The sequence below is a fragment of the Pseudomonas sp. IT-P395 genome, from assembly GCF_949767675.1.
In the GTDB taxonomy this organism is placed as follows: domain Bacteria; phylum Pseudomonadota; class Gammaproteobacteria; order Pseudomonadales; family Pseudomonadaceae; genus Aquipseudomonas.
Window position 1 is genome coordinate 269,081 of the sequence record NZ_CATKPW010000001.1, and the last position, 14,678, is coordinate 283,758.

The 14,678-nt window shown below is 60.8% G+C and carries 17 protein-coding genes; 12 read left to right on the plus strand and 5 right to left on the minus strand.

All coding sequences use genetic code 11. The annotated features are described in order from the left end of the window. Window positions 1-82: 82 nt before the first annotated feature. Window positions 83-1,030 (minus strand): FecR domain-containing protein, encoded by a 948-nt coding sequence (locus ACM6IN_RS01070; RefSeq protein WP_414915218.1) that lies wholly within the window; start codon window positions 1,028-1,030, stop codon window positions 83-85. Beyond that, on the minus strand, window positions 1,027-1,533 hold the full coding sequence (locus tag ACM6IN_RS01075; protein ID WP_007912551.1) for a sigma-70 family RNA polymerase sigma factor: 507 nt from the start codon (window positions 1,531-1,533) through the stop codon (window positions 1,027-1,029). Before ACM6IN_RS01075 ends, ACM6IN_RS01070 begins: the two co-directional genes overlap by 4 nt. A gap of 297 nt (window positions 1,534-1,830) precedes the next feature. Between ACM6IN_RS01075 and ACM6IN_RS01080 the strand changes: the two genes are divergently transcribed. From ACM6IN_RS01080 to ACM6IN_RS01095, 4 genes are all read left to right on the plus strand, one after another. After that, window positions 1,831-3,549, plus strand: a complete 1,719-nt coding sequence (locus tag ACM6IN_RS01080; protein WP_414915219.1) for a hydrogenase maturation protein — start codon at window positions 1,831-1,833, stop codon at window positions 3,547-3,549. 254 nt (window positions 3,550-3,803) lie between these two features. Continuing rightward, the gene (locus tag ACM6IN_RS01085) at window positions 3,804-4,667 is read left to right on the plus strand and encodes a LysR family transcriptional regulator (RefSeq protein WP_007912548.1); all 864 of its coding nucleotides are present in this window, start codon (window positions 3,804-3,806) and stop codon (window positions 4,665-4,667) included. Between the two features lie 110 nt (window positions 4,668-4,777). After that, the gene (locus ACM6IN_RS01090) at window positions 4,778-5,923 is read left to right on the plus strand and encodes a sterol desaturase/SRPBCC family protein (protein WP_414915220.1); all 1,146 of its coding nucleotides are present in this window, start codon (window positions 4,778-4,780) and stop codon (window positions 5,921-5,923) included. Next, window positions 5,920-6,996 carry an SMP-30/gluconolactonase/LRE family protein gene (locus ACM6IN_RS01095; RefSeq protein WP_414915221.1) on the plus strand — a complete coding sequence of 359 codons (1,077 nt, stop codon included), beginning with the start codon at window positions 5,920-5,922 and terminating at the stop codon, window positions 6,994-6,996. The genes ACM6IN_RS01090 and ACM6IN_RS01095 overlap by 4 nt, the downstream gene beginning before the upstream one ends. Window positions 6,997-7,129: 133 nt before the next feature. Here the strand turns inward: ACM6IN_RS01095 and ACM6IN_RS01100 are convergent, their stop codons facing one another. Both ACM6IN_RS01100 and ACM6IN_RS01105 read right to left on the minus strand, forming a co-directional pair. Then, window positions 7,130-7,294 carry a hypothetical protein gene (locus ACM6IN_RS01100; protein WP_007912545.1) on the minus strand — a complete coding sequence of 55 codons (165 nt, stop codon included), beginning with the start codon at window positions 7,292-7,294 and terminating at the stop codon, window positions 7,130-7,132. Window positions 7,295-7,403: 109 nt separating this feature from the next. Continuing rightward, complete coding sequence (locus ACM6IN_RS01105; RefSeq protein WP_016983385.1) at window positions 7,404-7,646, minus strand: YdcH family protein; 243 nt, start codon at window positions 7,644-7,646, stop codon at window positions 7,404-7,406. Between ACM6IN_RS01105 and ACM6IN_RS01110 the strand changes: the two genes are divergently transcribed. Together ACM6IN_RS01110 and ACM6IN_RS01115 are read left to right on the plus strand one after the other, a co-directional pair. Beyond that, window positions 7,645-7,821 carry a hypothetical protein gene (locus ACM6IN_RS01110; protein ID WP_414915222.1) on the plus strand — a complete coding sequence of 59 codons (177 nt, stop codon included), beginning with the start codon at window positions 7,645-7,647 and terminating at the stop codon, window positions 7,819-7,821. The genes ACM6IN_RS01105 and ACM6IN_RS01110 overlap by 2 nt on opposite strands. Window positions 7,822-7,851: 30 nt before the next feature. Further along, on the plus strand, window positions 7,852-8,373 hold the full coding sequence (locus ACM6IN_RS01115; RefSeq protein ID WP_007912543.1) for a DUF4142 domain-containing protein: 522 nt from the start codon (window positions 7,852-7,854) through the stop codon (window positions 8,371-8,373). Window positions 8,374-8,680: 307 nt separating this feature from the next. Here the strand turns inward: ACM6IN_RS01115 and ACM6IN_RS01120 are convergent, their stop codons facing one another. Next, complete coding sequence (locus ACM6IN_RS01120) at window positions 8,681-8,944, minus strand: hypothetical protein (RefSeq protein ID WP_414915223.1); 264 nt, start codon at window positions 8,942-8,944, stop codon at window positions 8,681-8,683. A gap of 248 nt (window positions 8,945-9,192) precedes the next feature. Here ACM6IN_RS01120 and ACM6IN_RS01125 point away from each other — a divergent pair, with 248 nt between their 5' ends. Genes ACM6IN_RS01125 through ACM6IN_RS01150 form a run of 6 tightly spaced genes read left to right on the plus strand, consistent with a single transcriptional unit; the run spans window position 9,193 to window position 14,618 of the window. Continuing rightward, window positions 9,193-10,044 carry an STAS domain-containing protein gene (locus ACM6IN_RS01125; protein ID WP_414915224.1) on the plus strand — a complete coding sequence of 284 codons (852 nt, stop codon included), beginning with the start codon at window positions 9,193-9,195 and terminating at the stop codon, window positions 10,042-10,044. A 2-nt stretch (window positions 10,045-10,046) separates the two neighbouring features. After that, window positions 10,047-10,409 (plus strand): STAS domain-containing protein, encoded by a 363-nt coding sequence (locus ACM6IN_RS01130; protein WP_007912539.1) that lies wholly within the window; start codon window positions 10,047-10,049, stop codon window positions 10,407-10,409. Next, on the plus strand, window positions 10,406-10,810 hold the full coding sequence (locus ACM6IN_RS01135) for an anti-sigma regulatory factor (RefSeq protein ID WP_007912537.1): 405 nt from the start codon (window positions 10,406-10,408) through the stop codon (window positions 10,808-10,810). Before ACM6IN_RS01130 ends, ACM6IN_RS01135 begins: the two co-directional genes overlap by 4 nt. Then, window positions 10,807-11,817 carry an ATP-binding protein gene (locus tag ACM6IN_RS01140; RefSeq protein WP_414915233.1) on the plus strand — a complete coding sequence of 337 codons (1,011 nt, stop codon included), beginning with the start codon at window positions 10,807-10,809 and terminating at the stop codon, window positions 11,815-11,817. Before ACM6IN_RS01135 ends, ACM6IN_RS01140 begins: the two co-directional genes overlap by 4 nt. Next, window positions 11,810-12,685, plus strand: coding sequence for a sensor histidine kinase (locus ACM6IN_RS01145; protein WP_414915225.1), 876 nt, complete (start codon window positions 11,810-11,812; stop codon window positions 12,683-12,685). Before ACM6IN_RS01140 ends, ACM6IN_RS01145 begins: the two co-directional genes overlap by 8 nt. After that, window positions 12,675-14,618: a response regulator gene (locus ACM6IN_RS01150; RefSeq protein ID WP_414915226.1), complete on the plus strand. Its 1,944-nt coding sequence runs from the start codon at window positions 12,675-12,677 to the stop codon at window positions 14,616-14,618. Before ACM6IN_RS01145 ends, ACM6IN_RS01150 begins: the two co-directional genes overlap by 11 nt. Window positions 14,619-14,678: the final 60 nt, after the last annotated feature.

Sequence of the window (14,678 nt, forward strand, 5' to 3'; positions counted from 1 at the left end):
TCCCTGTTGGAGGCATCTGCAGGGAATGAGCAGCGGGCCAGCGCTTTTTATAGGGCGGCGATTAGGCCAAGAAGTTATGGATTTATAACCGCGCGTCGACGCTGACCCAGTACGGGTTGTGCCAAGTCACGCGGATCGGCAGCGAGTGCTCCAGCAGTTGCAGGGTGCGATCACTGTCGTCGAGCGGATACAGCCCGCTGAGGCGCAGATCGGCGACTTCCGGACTCAGATGCAAAATGCCGCGACGGTAACGGCGCAGGCTGTCGATGACCTCGCGCAGAGGCCGGTCGTGCACTTCCAGGCGCCCCTGCACCCAGGCACTTTCCTGGCCGTTGCTGCGCTCCAGCGACAGCAACCCGGCACCGTTGAACAGCAGACTTTCGCCGGCCGCCACCACTTGCCGCGCGCCACCTGCGGTGACTACTTCAACTTGCGAATGAAGCATCACCAATCGCGTCGCCTCCTCGCTGTACTGCACGAGAAACTTCGTCCCCAGTGCACGCATGCGACCGTGCCCGGTCTCGACCACAAAGGGCCGCGCCGAATCTTTCGCTACGTCGACCAACAACTCACCGCTGCGCAAGGCGAGCAGGCGCTGTTGGCTATCGAACAAAGGCACCACACGGCTGCGTGCGTTGAGGGTCAGCGCACTGCCGTCGGCCAGGGTGAAGTCACGTCGCTCGCCAGTCCCGGTCGACAACTCCCCCGCCTCCGGCAGCCAGCCGTAGCGCCGTCCGAGCAACCCGGCCAACAGCGCAATGCCGAGCACACTCAAACTGCCGCTGATAAAGCGTCGCCGACTCGATGGCGCATTGAGACTGTGCAGCAGGCTGTTGCGCGGCACGTTGCGCAGGCTCGGGTTACGCAGCAGATTGAGGCCGCCGCCCATTTGCTCGATGACCTGCTGATGCCGAGGATCAGCAACACGCCAAGCCTCGAATGCGGCCCGCTCGGCCATGCCCGCCTTGTCCGATTGCAGCAACGCCAACCATTGCGCCGCCTCGTCGATCACCGCTTCGTCCGGCCTCATGCCTGCATCGCCTGATAGCAGCGCTTGAACGCCTCGACCATGTATTGCTGCACGCGGCTGGTGGACACGCCGAGGCGCTCGCCGATCTCGCTGTAAGTCAAACCGTCGAGTTGATGGTAGAGAAACGCCGCTTTTGCCTTGGCCGACAGCCCATTGAGCAGGCGATCGACCGCCAGCAGTGCTTCGATCACCAGCGCGCGTTCTTCCGGGGACGGATGCACCGGCTCGGGCGCGAGCGCCAGACTGTCCAGATAAGCGCGTTCAAGGTCCTGACGGCGCCAACCTTCGTACACCAGCCGCCGGGCGATGGTGGTCAGCAGCGCGCGTGGCTCACGAATGGCCGTGGGGTCCGGCAGTGCCAATACCCGCAAAAAGGTTTCCGAGGCAATGTCTTGCGCACTGTGCGGGCAACCCAGCGTGCGGCCAACGGCAGCGCACAGCCAGCGATAGTCCTTTTGGAACATCTGCCCGATGATCTGGTAATGCGGGTTGTACCCACCCATGCCTTGCTCCCTGAAACGGGTCCCACCCGCTGCGAAAAACCATCGTTCTGCCGGGATCGTCCGGCTCTGATCAGGCGCGACTGTGCAATAGCCTCGAAGACATTTGAAGTAATAAAAAATCAGCACAAGCAAACCATTGAGCATAAGGCGTTTGGTCGCCGCAGAAACATTGGCTGACACAACGTTGACCTCGGTCACTGGCGCGTGGCCGGCCACTGATTAATCTCGCGGCTCCATCGAAAGCCAAGGACGGCTCAGCGAGAGCCCGTGGCTGAATCCACTCAAGGAAGAGCAAGCATGCGACCACTCAACATCATTCTGCTGTCGTCAGCGTTCAACGGTCTGACCCAACGCGCCTGGCTGGAACTGCGCGAGGCCGGGCACTCACCCAGCGTCGTGCTGTTTACCAATGAACAGGCTGTGTGCGAACAGATCGAGAACAGTGGCGCGGATCTGGTGATCTGCCCGTTCCTCAAGGACCGCGTTCCGCAGGCACTGTGGAGCAACACCGAGCGTCCGGTGGTGATCATCCATCCCGGCATCGTCGGCGATCGCGGCGCCAGTGCCCTCGACTGGGCAATTACCAACGAGCTGCCGAGCTGGGGCGTCACCGCGCTGCAGGCCGTCGAGGAAATGGACGCCGGCCCGGTGTGGGCCACTTGCGAATTCAATCTGCCAGCGGGCCTGCGCAAATCCGAGCTGTACAACGGTCGGGTCAGTGACGCGGCGATTCGCTGCATACGCGAAGTGGTGGAGAAATTCGTCGAAGGCTTTGAGCCGGTGGCGCTGGATTACGCCGATACGAAAGTGCGCGGGCGCTTGCAACCGAACATGAAACAGGTCGACCGCAGTTTCAGCTGGCACGATTGCGCGCGCTTCATCAAACGTTGTATCGATGCCGCCGACGGCCAGCCCGGTGTGTTGGCGAGCCTCGCTGGCGGTCAGTATTACGTGTACGACGCACACCTCGATTCGCGCAGCGGCATGCCCGGCGAGATTCTCGCGGTGCATGACGATGCGGTGCTGGTTGCAGCGGGTGATCAAAGTTTGTGGATTGGCGCACTGCGGCGTAAACCGCAACCTGGCGAAGAAACCTTCAAGCAACCGGCGCGGCACCTGTTGGCCGGGCAACTGACCGACGTGCCGGTGCTGGACTGGTCGATCGCTACACAGCCGTTCAGTGACGAAGCCTATCAACCGCTTCGTTATCGCGAATCCGGCAACGTCGGCGAATTGACCTTCGAGTTCTACAACGGCGCCATGAGCACCGAGCAATGCCAGCGCATGGTCGCCGCGCTGCGCTGGGCCAAGTCCCGTGATACCCAAGTGTTGCTGATCAAGGGTGGGCGCGGCAGTTTTTCCAACGGCGTGCATTTGAACGTAATTCAAGCTGCGCAGGATCCTGGCGCCGAAGCCTGGGCCAATATTCAGGCAATCGACGACGTCTGCGCAGAACTGCTGACGGCCCGGCAACTGGTGGTCAGCGGCGTCACCGGCAACGCGGGCGCCGGTGGCGTGATGCTCGCACTGGCGGCCGACATCGTGTTTGCCCGCGCCGATATCGTGCTCAATCCGCATTACAAGAGCATGGGTTTGTACGGCTCCGAATACTGGACCTACAGCCTGCCCCGCGCCGTCGGACCGGCGATGGCCGAGCAATTGACCCAGGCTTGCCTGCCGGTAAGCGCGGTGCAGGCGTGGCAACTGGGCATGGTTCAGGAAGTTGGCCCGCGCTGCCCGGACGAGTTTTCGTTGTGGTTGCTGCAGCGGGCCAATGCTGTGCTGAGCGATCCGACCTATGCCGCGGTGCGCGAGCGCAAGGCGCGGGTTGATCAGCCGTTGATCCAGCAATGCCGCGAAACCGAGTTGCAGGAGATGCAGGAGGACATGCTCTACAACCGCCATCAGTTTGCCGAGAAGTGCCGAAATTTTGTATTCAAGCGTAAGGTGTGTGGCACGCCGGCGCGGTTGATTGAAGAGTGGGCGCGGGTGCGTTTGACCGAGTTGGCCAGTTGATTTTGGCGGTGACTGCATTTTCCCTCACCCTAGCCCTCTCCCAGAGGGAGAGGGGACCGACCGAGGTGTCTGGCGCCCTGCATCGACCTGAAAAATCGAGTCGATTATGGATTCAACGCTGATCGTTCAAGTCAGTGCATTGCTTCAATATCCCCCAATCGGTCCCCTCTCCCTCCGGGAGAGGGTTAGGCGGGCGGCGATCCGATGAGGGGCTTTTGCCGTTACAATGCCGCACCTCAAACACCGGCCCGCCCATGGACATCGATCTCGCTCGCACCTTTCTGGAAATCGTCCGTCACGGCAGCCTCGCCGCCGCCGCACAGAAGCTGTTCGTCACGCAAACGGCGATCACCGCCCGGGTGCAGAAACTCGAAAGCCAATTGGGCAGTACGCTGTTCGTGCGCAACCGCGCCGGGGCAAAACTGACGCCCAATGGCGAGGCCTTTGTGGTCTACGCCAATCAGCTGGTGCAGACCTGGGAAGCGGCGCGCCGCGACCTGCCACTGCCCGAGGGTTATCACAACGTGCTGCACATCGGCGGCGAAGTCAGCCTGTGCAACCCGTTGATGCTCAGTTGGGCGGCGGAACTGCGCGAGAAAATTCCCGGGCATGCCCTGCGCATGGAAATCCGCGACGGCGAAAACCTGCTGCGCCAGCTCGAACTCGGCGTGCTCGACGCGGCGCTGGTCTATCAGCCGGAATACTGGCCGGGCTTGCAGGTCGAGCAAGTGCTTGAAGAAAAACTGATTCTGGTGCGCGCCCCCGATCGCCCCGATCCCTACGTCTACATCGACTGGGGCCCGGACTTCCGCCGCCAGCATGACGCTGCCCTGCCGGAAAAAGCCAAAGCGGCGCTGAGTTTCAATCTCGGCCCGCTGGCTCTGCAATACATTCTCGAGCACGGCGGCAGCGGCTACTTCCGCACTCGTGTGGTGCGCACCTATCTGGAAAGCGGCGCCCTCGAAGCGGTGACCAAAGCTCCGGAATTTGGCTACCCGACTTACCTTGTCTACTCACGCGATCGCGATTCGGCGACGCTGCAGCAAGCCTTCCACCTGCTGCGCGAAGTGATCCGCACCGATGACGACTGGTCGCAACGCTGGAACCCTTTGAGCTGAAGGGGCAGCATTACACCGGAGCATGGCGCATGTGCCATCGAGGTCCGGCCTGCACAAACGGCCGGATCGGCTAATCTGCCGGGTATAACAACAATACCGCAGGTGAAGCAGTGAGGCAGACCACCGAGATATTCCGCAGCCGTTACCGTGCGGCCATTCATCCGCTGTACAACCCTTGGCTGCACGGCGCCTTCGTGCTGTTGTTCGGGGTGCTGGCCATCAGTGGGTTCTGGAGCAGCGTGCAGCAGGTCAGCTTGCTGGAATGGCTGACAGTGCCGCTGACCCTGCTGTTGTTCAATTTCGGCGTGTACATGGTCCATCGCCATCTCGGCCACCACAAAAAAGCCTTCGCAAAAATGTTCTACGCCCGGCATGCCGGCGATCATCACAGCTTCTTCACCCCCGGCCACATGACCTACGACAGTGCCCGTGACTGGCGGGTGATTCTGTTTCCCGCCTGGCTGATCGTAGTGCACACGCTGGTGATCACCCTGCCGCTGTGGTGGCTGATCGCACAAGCCAACGCCAACGTCGCCGGACTGTTCGGCGGCTGCATGGTCCTCGGTTATCTGACTTACGAAATATTCCACGCCTGCGAACACCTGCCGCCGCACAACCCGCTGACCCGCCTGCCGTGGATCCGCCAGATGCGCCGTCTGCACGAATTGCATCACCGCCGCGAGCGCATGCAGGAGCGCAACTTCAACATCGTTCTGCCGCTGATGGACTACCTGTGCGGCACCCTGTACTGGGAGCCGGAAACCGCCCCTTTGAGCTATTCGAGAATGCCCATGACCCGTATGCAGCACACCATCGATATCGCTGGCGACCCGATTGCCGTGCTCGCCTACGCCGCCAGCGTCGGTCGCTGGCCGGAGTGGCACCCCTCTTCGCTGAAAATCGACGGCGCCCACGGCCCGCTGCATGCCGGCTCGCGCTTCGAAGAGGACATTCACGCGGGTGGACGTGAAGGCCATTTGAGCTGGGAGGTCACCGAGTATTTGCCCGGTCGGCGCTGGTGCGCGCGGGCGCAAGGCGATCATGGATTGTCGTTGCTGCTGACCTATGAATGCAGCGCGGCAAGCAGCGGCACGCGGTTCGTGCGCACGCTGGATTATCGCTTCGAAGGACTGGGCATGCGCATCGCCAATCACCTGCTGCTGAAACGGCGCATCGAGCGTGAATCCGCCGCATCGATGCTGGCGCTGCGCGACATGGCCGCGCAATACCTGGCATCGACGAGGGCCAGCGCGTGAAGCTACGGCATCTGTTGTTGCTGCTGATCCTCATCGTCATCGCGTTCTTATTATTGATGCCGACCAAAGTCGAACCCGTGGCCTGGACGCCGCCTCCAGCACCTTCGCTGAAAGAAGGTCTCTACGCCGAGAATCAGAAACTCAAAGGCGCAGTGCAGGTCGGGCCGAGCGACATCGAGGGACCGGAAGCCTTGCTGCTGGAGAGTGACTTCCTGATCACCGGACTGCACGACGGCCGACTGATCCGCACCAGCCTCGACGGCCAGCAACGCAAAGTACTCGCCGACACCGGTGGCCGACCGCTGGGATTGGCCCGGCATCCGAACGGCTTGCTGGTCATTGCCGATGGGGTCAAGGGCTTGCTGTCCCTCGATGCGCAAGGTCAGCTGGTTCCTTTGACCACGGAGGCCAATGGACTGGCATTTGGTTTTACCGATGACGTGGCCATCGACAAGTCCGGGCATTACGCCTATTTCAGCGATGCTTCCAGTCGCTGGGGTTATGGCCATGACGGCGAGGCGGTCATTGAGCACGGCGGCGATGGACGTCTGCTGCGCTATGACTTTCAGAGCGGCAAAACCAGTGTGCTGCTGGACAAGCTGGAGTTCGCCAACGGCGTGACCCTCGGCCCGGACGACGCCTATGTGCTGGTCAATGAAACCGGCGCTTACCGCATCAGCCGTTACTGGCTGACCGGGCCGAAAACCGGCACTCACGACCTGTTCATCGACAACCTGCCGGGGCTGCCGGACAACCTGGCGTTCAATGGCAGCAATCGGTTCTGGGTGGCGTTGTATGCGCCGCGCAATGCTCTGCTTGATGGCACGGCGGGGCATCCATTCGTGCGCAAGATGATCGTGCGGGCGCTGAAGGTTTTACCGAAACCGGTGGAGAAGCGCGGGTTTGTTCTGGGGCTGGATCTGGACGGCAAGGTGATCGCCAATCTGCAGGATGCGAGCAGTGGCAATTATTCGCCGATTACCACGGTGCGCGAGTATGGGCCGTGGTTGTATTTCGGCTCGTTGAAGGCGACGCATATGGCGCGGATGCCGTTGGATGCGGCGCTGAAGTGAACCTGCTGGATCTGTATCGAGCCTACTGACGCCATCGCTGGCAAGCCAGCTCCCACAGGGTTCTTTGCTGACCACGGCATTTGCGGACAACACCATTCACTGTGGGAGCTGGCTTGCCAGCGATGGCGATCTGTCAGTTGCTGGACTTGTCGAACTTGTCCGGATCTTCGTCTTCGGGAAGATCCTCATCCGGTTCTTCAGGATTGGCCGTGGTATGCGCCGGGCTGTTGGGTTCGGGATGCGTGGGAACCGGGTCGAATGCGCCCTGCTCTTCACTGGGGAATTTGGGATCGTTCATAAGGCACCTCGTAAAGAGTCGGTAAAAGAAGACTCTGTACATTCGAGGTGCCGGTCGGGGCTGTCGTTCCCGTCAATCCGCAACCGCAGGTCGGCGGATCAACAAGGCCTCAGGTTCGCGCCTGCAATTGCTCGACAATCTTGTCTTTGACCTGCAAGCGCTTTTCTTTGAGTTTTTTCAGCGTGTCGTCGCTGGGAGCATCCGAGGTGGCAGTCTCGGCCTTGACTACCTCGGCGTCCGCCTGGGAGTACTTGTTGATCAGTGCATCCAGATGTGGATCCGCGGTGCGTTTTTGCTGGATCTCTTCCTTTGTAAGCTTCAAGTCCTGTAACAGATCATGGGTCACCGGCATGGAACACCTCCGTCAGTTGATCGGCTGGCCAACACGACCGATTGCGCTGGCCAGTTATCAGAATGGCCTCGGTTGGGCGCTTCTGTCGACCACCTGTCAGACCAGCGGTGTCCGTTCGTCGCCCTGTCGCAAATGCGATCAAACCTTTATTCGCCACATTGCCTCCATTGGTTAACACCAACAAAAACTGCGTGGAGATACACCAATGGACGGATTCAACCTGCGTCATCTGGTTTTGGCTGTCGCTTTGAGCAGCGGCATGGGCAGCGCCTTCGCTGCGACTGACAATGACTTTGTCGATAACGCCGCTGCCGGTGGCATCGCGGAAATCGAAACTAGTCGACTGGCGCTGGAAAAAAGCCAATCGGCTGACATCAAGGCCTTCGCCAATATGATGATCACCGACCATGGCAAGGCCAACGATGAGCTGGCGACCATTGCCAAGGCTAACGACATCGAAGTTCCAGACACCACAACTCTGGTCAAACAGGCCAAGGAAAAAATCCTCGAAGTGCGTGATGAGTCGTTCGACGCGGCGTACGCCAACAATCAGGTGAAGGCGCACGAAGAAACCATCGAGTTGTTCAAGAAACAAGCCAATACCGTGACCGATGACAAGGTCAAAGGCGCTCCTGAATTGAAGGCGTTTGCGCAGAAAATGCTGCCAGCCCTGGAAAAACATTTGGCCGCCGCCAAGGAACTGCAGGCCAAGCATCCGAGCAAGTAAACAGCCTTACCCTCACCCCAGCCCTCCCGAAACGTCGGACCGCCCGGAGGAAGAGGGAGCCGACCGAGGTGGATGCTCGAGTTACGCCGACCTGAACGTTTTGAGTCGAACGCAGGTTCTGCACAGCCCCCGATCTGAAATCTCGAGCTGAACTGAGCTTTTGAAAAGCACCGAGATCGGCTCCCTTCCCCCTCGCCCCCTTGGGGGAGAGGGCTGGGGTGAGGGGGATCGATGTCCGCAACGCCACAAATCCAAAGCAAAAAAAAGGCCGCATCCAGTAGATGCGGCCTTGTCATATCCGCCGAAATCAACCGCCATCCGTATCAATATCAGCATCGGTCTCCTCGCCCGGCTTTGCCCGGTCCGGTTTTGGCTCGAAGCCCGGGCTGAACTCATTGTCGTTGTCCGTGTGCTTGTTCTTCTGATCCACCGCCGGATCGCCACTCTGCGCCTGCCCGCCATCGCCCTGCTGCTGCGTCGGCACCGGCTGCCCCGGCACCTGCGGGTCAATGGCTGGATCATTGCGATTGATCGGTTCGCCAGATTGGCTCTGCTTCGTTTGCTCGTTCATGGCCACCTCGTTGGTCAAACACCCCCGACGCACATCCGCCGGGTGTCAAAGATTCGAAGCCTGCCCCGCGCCAACGTTCAAAACTTCGCCGCGCCCGGCCACGCCGACTAGAGTTACCGGGACGTTCCTTGCGCCAGATCAAAAATATACGTGCGTGAACGAACAACTATTTCGAACGGCAAATGTCGATCACTTCGCGGCGATCATTTTCACGACCGCCCCCCAATTCGCGACGGAGCAACAGGCACATGGCAGCACTGCAGAACAGCACACTCGATGCGATGAAAAACAAACAAGCACAACTGCTGGGCGAATGGATCAACGGCCTGCAAGCCAGCGGCGCCACGCGTAACCTGAAAGAGCACGATCTGCAGCAACAAACCACAGAATTCCTGCAACTGGTGGTCAGTGGCATCGAAAACGACAACGGCACCAATATCGCCGCACCGGGCTGGGAAGCCACCCGCCAGTTCCTCGAAAAGCTCTCCCACAGCCGCGCCCTGCTCGGCCAGGATTCGCAACAGACCGCCAGTTTCATCTTCGCCCTCAAAGGCCCGCTGTTTAACCTGCTGCAGAGCCATTACAAAGACCAGCCTGCACTGCTCGCCGAACAACTCTGGGAAGTCTCGGAACTGCTCGACGCGTTCGGCATGCACACCATCCGCACCTTTCAAAAATCCCGCGAAGCGGTGATCAAGCGTCAGCAGGAAGAGCTGCTGGAGCTGTCGACCCCGGTGGTCAAGCTGTGGGACGGCGTGCTGGCGCTGCCGATGATCGGCACCCTCGATTCGCAGCGCACGCAAGTGGTGATGGAGTCGCTGCTGCAACGCATCGTCGACACCGGTTCGGAAATCGCCATCATCGACATCACCGGCGTGCCGACCGTCGATACTCTGGTCGCCCAGCACCTGCTGAAAACCGTGACCGCAATCCGCCTGATGGGCGCCGATTGCATCATCAGCGGCGTACGTCCGCAGATCGCGCAAACCATCGTCCACCTCGGCCTCGACCTGCAAGGCGTGGTGACCAAGGCCAATCTGGCCGATGCGCTGAAACTGGCCCTGACCCGTCTGGGTGTCAGCCTCGTCAAGACGGTATAAACATGGAACGTATCCCGATTCTCCAGATGGGCAAGTTCCTGCTGGTGACCATCCAGGTCGACATGCATGACCAGCTCGCCCTCACCTTGCAGGACGACTTGTCCGAGCGCATCAGCAAGACCTCGGCGCGCGGGGTGTTGATCGACATCTCGGCGCTGGACATGGTCGACTCGTTCATTGGCCGGATGATCAGCACGATCTCCGGCCTGTCGAAAATCATGGACGCCGAAACCATGCTGGTCGGCATGCAGCCGGCGGTGGCGATCACCCTGGTCGAACTGGGCCTGACGCTGCCCGGTGTCAGCACGGCATTGAACGTCGAGCGCGGGATGAAGCTGCTGCAGGAACGAGTAGACCGGCAATGACCGTACGCAGCAGCGGTACTCAACCCATTCACATCGAGCAGGATGTCGTGCTCGCGCGCCAGACCGCACGCAAACTGGCCACCGAATGCGGAATGCGCCTGATCGACCTGACCAAAATGGTCACGGCCGTCAGCGAGCTGGCGCGTAACACCATGGTTTACGGTGGTGGCGGCGACATGGACTGGCAGATCCTCGATGAAGATCACAAGGTCGGTCTGCGCCTGACCTTCCGCGACGAAGGCCCGGGCATTGCCGACATCAAACTGGCGATGACTGACGGTTGGACGTCCGGCAGCGGCATGGGCCTGGGCCTGACCGGGGCGAAACGCTTGGTTGAAGAGTTCGAACTGGAAACAGAGCCCGGCAAGGGCACACGAATAACGATTACCCGATGGACATGAATATCAGCGGGTCGATGACCCAGGTTTTACTGATCGAGGACAGCAGCCAGATCGGCTACGCACGGCGTACGGCGCAACAACTGGCCGAACAGCATGGCTTCGACGAGCGCGATGCCGGGCGTGTGGCATTGGTGGCGACGGAGCTGGCGAGTAACGTGCTCAAGCACGCCAACCACGGTGAGATGCACCTGCGGGTGCTGCCGCGCATTGATGGTTTCGGCATTGAGTTGCTCGCTATCGACCGTGCTCAGGGGTTTGATTTGCAGGCCTGTATGCCCGACGGCTTCTCCACCGGAGGCACCCAAGGCATTGGCCTCGGCTCGATATCACGCCAGGCTGAAGTGTTTGATGTGTACGCGGATGCCCGTGGCGCGGTGTTACTGGCCCGGTTTTATCCTCGCTCGGATCGCGAACCGGACATGCATTTTGGAGTCAGCCAGCACTCGCTGCACAACGATCCCGCCTGCGGCGATGTCTGGCACCTGGCGTATGACAACGGCAGCGTCAGCGCGCTGATCATCGACGGCCTCGGTCACGGTGAAGACGCCGAACGCGCCGGGCGGGCCGGAGCGCAAACCTTCGCTCTGATGCCTTTTGCCGAGCCAGTGATGCTGATGGAAGACATGCACCGCGACATGATCGGCACTCGTGGTGGCGCTGTTGCGTTTGCCCAATTCGATGCACGGCGCGACAGCCTGACCTTCGCCGGCGTCGGCAACATCGGCGCCAGCCTGATCAACGCCGACAAGTCCCGCGGCCTCGCTTCGCACCCGGGCATTGTCGGCGTGCAATACCGGAAAGCCCGGCCCTTTGACTATGCTCACGTGAACGGACATCTATTGATCATGTACAGCGACGGCTTGCAGTCCCGTTGGAATCTTCAAGACTACCCCGGTCTGGTGCACCGCCATCCCGCCGTGATAGCCGCCGTCCTGCACCGCGATTTCTGTCGCGGGCGCGACGATGTAACGGTACTGGTCGTTGCCCTGGAGGCCGCCCATGGCTGAGTCGCCGATTCTGAGCAGTGCCGAGCAGGCTGCGCTGATTGCGCAGTTGCAGAGCGAAACCGCGGCCCTGCGCGAAGAACTCGATGAAACCAATCAGGGTGTGCTGGCGCTGTACGCTGAACTCGACATACAGGCTGAGGAATTGCGCCAGGCCTCGGACTTGAAAAGCCGTTTCCTGTCGTACATGAGCCATGAGTTCCGCACGCCACTGGGTTCGATCCTGAGCATCAACAGCCTGCTCGCCGACGAACTCGACGGCCCGCTCAGTCCCGAGCAACACAAGCAGGTAGCGTTCGTCAGCACGGCTGCGCGCGAACTCAGCGACATGGTCGATGACCTGCTCGATCTGGCGAAGATCGAGGCCGGGCGCATCAGCATTTCCCCGGCGTGGTTCGACATGTTCGACCTGTTCTCCGCGCTGCGCGGGATGTTCCGGCCGATTGTCGATGCCTCCGCCGTCGATCTGATCTTCGAAGAACCGGTCGGTTTGCCGCGCCTGTATACCGACGACAAGAAACTCGCGCAGATCCTGCGCAACTTCATTTCCAACTCGCTGAAGTTCACCACCCGTGGCGAAGTGCGGGTTTCGGCGCGGCTCGAAGGGGCGGACAAGGTGCGATTTGCGGTCAGCGACACCGGAATCGGTATCGCTGCCGAGCTGCATGGCGCATTGTTCGAGGACTTTTCCCAGGTCGACTCGCCGCTGCAGAAACGTCTGCGCGGCACCGGGCTGGGCCTGTCGCTGTGTAAACGCTTCGCCGCCCTGCTCGGCGGTGAAGTCGGGCTGGAAAGCACGCCGGGGGTCGGTTCGACCTTCTTCGTGATCATTCCACTGGCGATCGCTCTGGAGAACGTCGATGAAACGTGACATCCGCCTGTTGATCGTCGACGACAACGTCGCCACCCGCTACGCCCTGCGCCGGCGGCTGGAGCGCCACGGCTACGAGGTGCTGGAGGCCGGCACCGGCGGCGAGGGGCTGGCGCTGATCGACAGCGAAGCGCTCGATGCGTTGATTCTCGACGTCAATCTGCCGGACATGAGCGGCTTCGACATCGTGCGCAAACTGCGCGCAGATACCCGCACGGCGCTGCTACCCGTTATTCATGTGTCAGCTGCGTCGATCCAGACCGGCGACATCATCACCGGCCTCGACGCCGGTGCCGATGCCTACCTGATTCACCCGGTTGACCCGGATGTGCTGCTGGCCACCCTGCGCACGTTGCTGCGAGTACGCGACACGGAAAATGCCCTGCGCGAAAGTGAAGCGCGGTTTCGCGAGATTTTCGTCAACGTCTCCGCACCGATCGCGGTGCTCGATGCCAGCCTCAAGGTGCACGAATGCAACCATGCCTTCACACAACTGATTCTCGACAATCGGGATCCGCAGGCCCTGCGTGAATGCTTCGCCGAAGATCAGAGCGCCATCCTCAATGAGCTGCGCCTGCGTCTGGTCGATGGCGAGCGCTGGAAAGGCACGCTGAACATGCGCGTGCAGGGCGAGATCCGCGAGACCGAGTGGCAGATTTCCCCGTACCGCACGCCCGAACTAAGCCTGGTCTTCGTTGAGGACGTTACCGAACACCGCCATCGCGAGCGCTCGCATCTGGCGCGCCTGGACGACACCACCACGCAACTGGCCAAGGAAGTCGCCGAGCGCGTGCGTGCCGAGGCGCAGTTGCTGCAAGTGCAGAAAATGGACGCACTGGGCAAACTCACCGGCGGTATCGCCCACGACTTCAACAACCTGCTGACCGGGATCATCACCAGCCTCGAGCTGATCCAGAAACGTGTTGCCGATCAACGTCTGGACAAGGTGCAGTTTTATAGCGAAGCGGCGCTGAATTCGGCGATGAGTGCTGCGTCGCTCACCCATCGTCTGCTGGCCTTCGCCCGTCAGCAGCCGCTGGATACACGGCCGGTGGACATCAACGAGCAAGTCCGTTCGCTGGAAGAATTGCTGATGCGCACCATCGGTGAGCGGATCACCCTCAAGCTAGAGCTGACCAGCAAACCGGCCATCGCGCTGGTTGACCCGGTGCAGCTGGAAAGCGCGGTGTTGAATCTGGTGATCAACGCCCGGGATGCCCTGCCGGTGGGCGGCAATATCTGGGTCAATACTTACGCCGCGTACTCCCATGGCGATCCGAATCTGGCCGATGGCGCTTACGTGGCGCTGTCGGTGCGTGATGACGGTACGGGCATCGAGCACAATGTCATCGACAAGGTCTTCGATCCGTTTTTCACCACCAAACCGTTGGGCCAGGGTACGGGGCTGGGGTTGTCGACGATCTATGGTTTTGCCCGCCAGTCGGGTGGCGATGCACACATCCGCAGCGTCGCGCGGCGCGGTACCGAAGTGACGATCATGTTGCCGGCCACCACCGATCCGACGGGGGCCGATATCCCTGCTCCCGTGGTCGATCCGCAAGGCAGCGGTGAGCATGTGCTGATTGTCGAGGATATGCCGTCGGTGCGCATGTTTGTCACTGAAGTGCTGGAGGACGCCGGTTATCGCTGCACCCAGGCGGCGGATATCGAAACGGCGCTGGAGCGGTTGCAGAATGATCCGTCGATCAACCTGTTATTGACCGACGTCGGCCTGCCGCGCATGAGCGGTCGTGAATTAGCGGATGTTGCGCGCGGTTGGCGTGAGGGATTGCCGATTCTGTTCATGACCGGGTATGCGGAGACAGCGATCAATCGTCAGGTGTTTCTGGGCAGTGGCATGGACATGCTGGTCAAGCCGTTTCAGATCAGTGAACTGCTCGAAAAGGTCCGCCGCACCCTTGATGGTGCCTGACTGCAGCACCCACAGGAACTGATGTCGAACACAGATCCACTGTAGGAGTGGGGGGGGTGG

Bases quoted from the DNA above. Each gene is read 5' to 3' on its own strand.
- ACM6IN_RS01070 (WP_414915218.1), bottom strand. From the start codon at position 1,030: ATGAGGCCGGACGAAGCGGTGATCGACGAGGCGGCGCAATGGTTGGCG.
- ACM6IN_RS01075 (WP_007912551.1), bottom strand. From the start codon at position 1,533: ATGGGTGGGTACAACCCGCATTACCAGATCATCGGGCAGATGTTCCAA.
- ACM6IN_RS01080 (WP_414915219.1), top strand. From the start codon at position 1,831: ATGCGACCACTCAACATCATTCTGCTGTCGTCAGCGTTCAACGGTCTG.
- ACM6IN_RS01085 (WP_007912548.1), top strand. From the start codon at position 3,804: ATGGACATCGATCTCGCTCGCACCTTTCTGGAAATCGTCCGTCACGGC.
- ACM6IN_RS01100 (WP_007912545.1), bottom strand. From the start codon at position 7,294: ATGAACGATCCCAAATTCCCCAGTGAAGAGCAGGGCGCATTCGACCCG.
- ACM6IN_RS01110 (WP_414915222.1), top strand. From the start codon at position 7,645: ATGGAACACCTCCGTCAGTTGATCGGCTGGCCAACACGACCGATTGCG.
- ACM6IN_RS01105 (WP_016983385.1), bottom strand. From the start codon at position 7,646: ATGCCGGTGACCCATGATCTGTTACAGGACTTGAAGCTTACAAAGGAA.
- ACM6IN_RS01115 (WP_007912543.1), top strand. From the start codon at position 7,852: ATGGACGGATTCAACCTGCGTCATCTGGTTTTGGCTGTCGCTTTGAGC.
- ACM6IN_RS01120 (WP_414915223.1), bottom strand. From the start codon at position 8,944: ATGAACGAGCAAACGAAGCAGAGCCAATCTGGCGAACCGATCAATCGC.
- ACM6IN_RS01125 (WP_414915224.1), top strand. From the start codon at position 9,193: ATGGCAGCACTGCAGAACAGCACACTCGATGCGATGAAAAACAAACAA.
- ACM6IN_RS01130 (WP_007912539.1), top strand. From the start codon at position 10,047: ATGGAACGTATCCCGATTCTCCAGATGGGCAAGTTCCTGCTGGTGACC.
- ACM6IN_RS01135 (WP_007912537.1), top strand. From the start codon at position 10,406: ATGACCGTACGCAGCAGCGGTACTCAACCCATTCACATCGAGCAGGAT.
- ACM6IN_RS01140 (WP_414915233.1), top strand. From the start codon at position 10,807: ATGAATATCAGCGGGTCGATGACCCAGGTTTTACTGATCGAGGACAGC.
- ACM6IN_RS01145 (WP_414915225.1), top strand. From the start codon at position 11,810: ATGGCTGAGTCGCCGATTCTGAGCAGTGCCGAGCAGGCTGCGCTGATT.
- ACM6IN_RS01150 (WP_414915226.1), top strand. From the start codon at position 12,675: ATGAAACGTGACATCCGCCTGTTGATCGTCGACGACAACGTCGCCACC.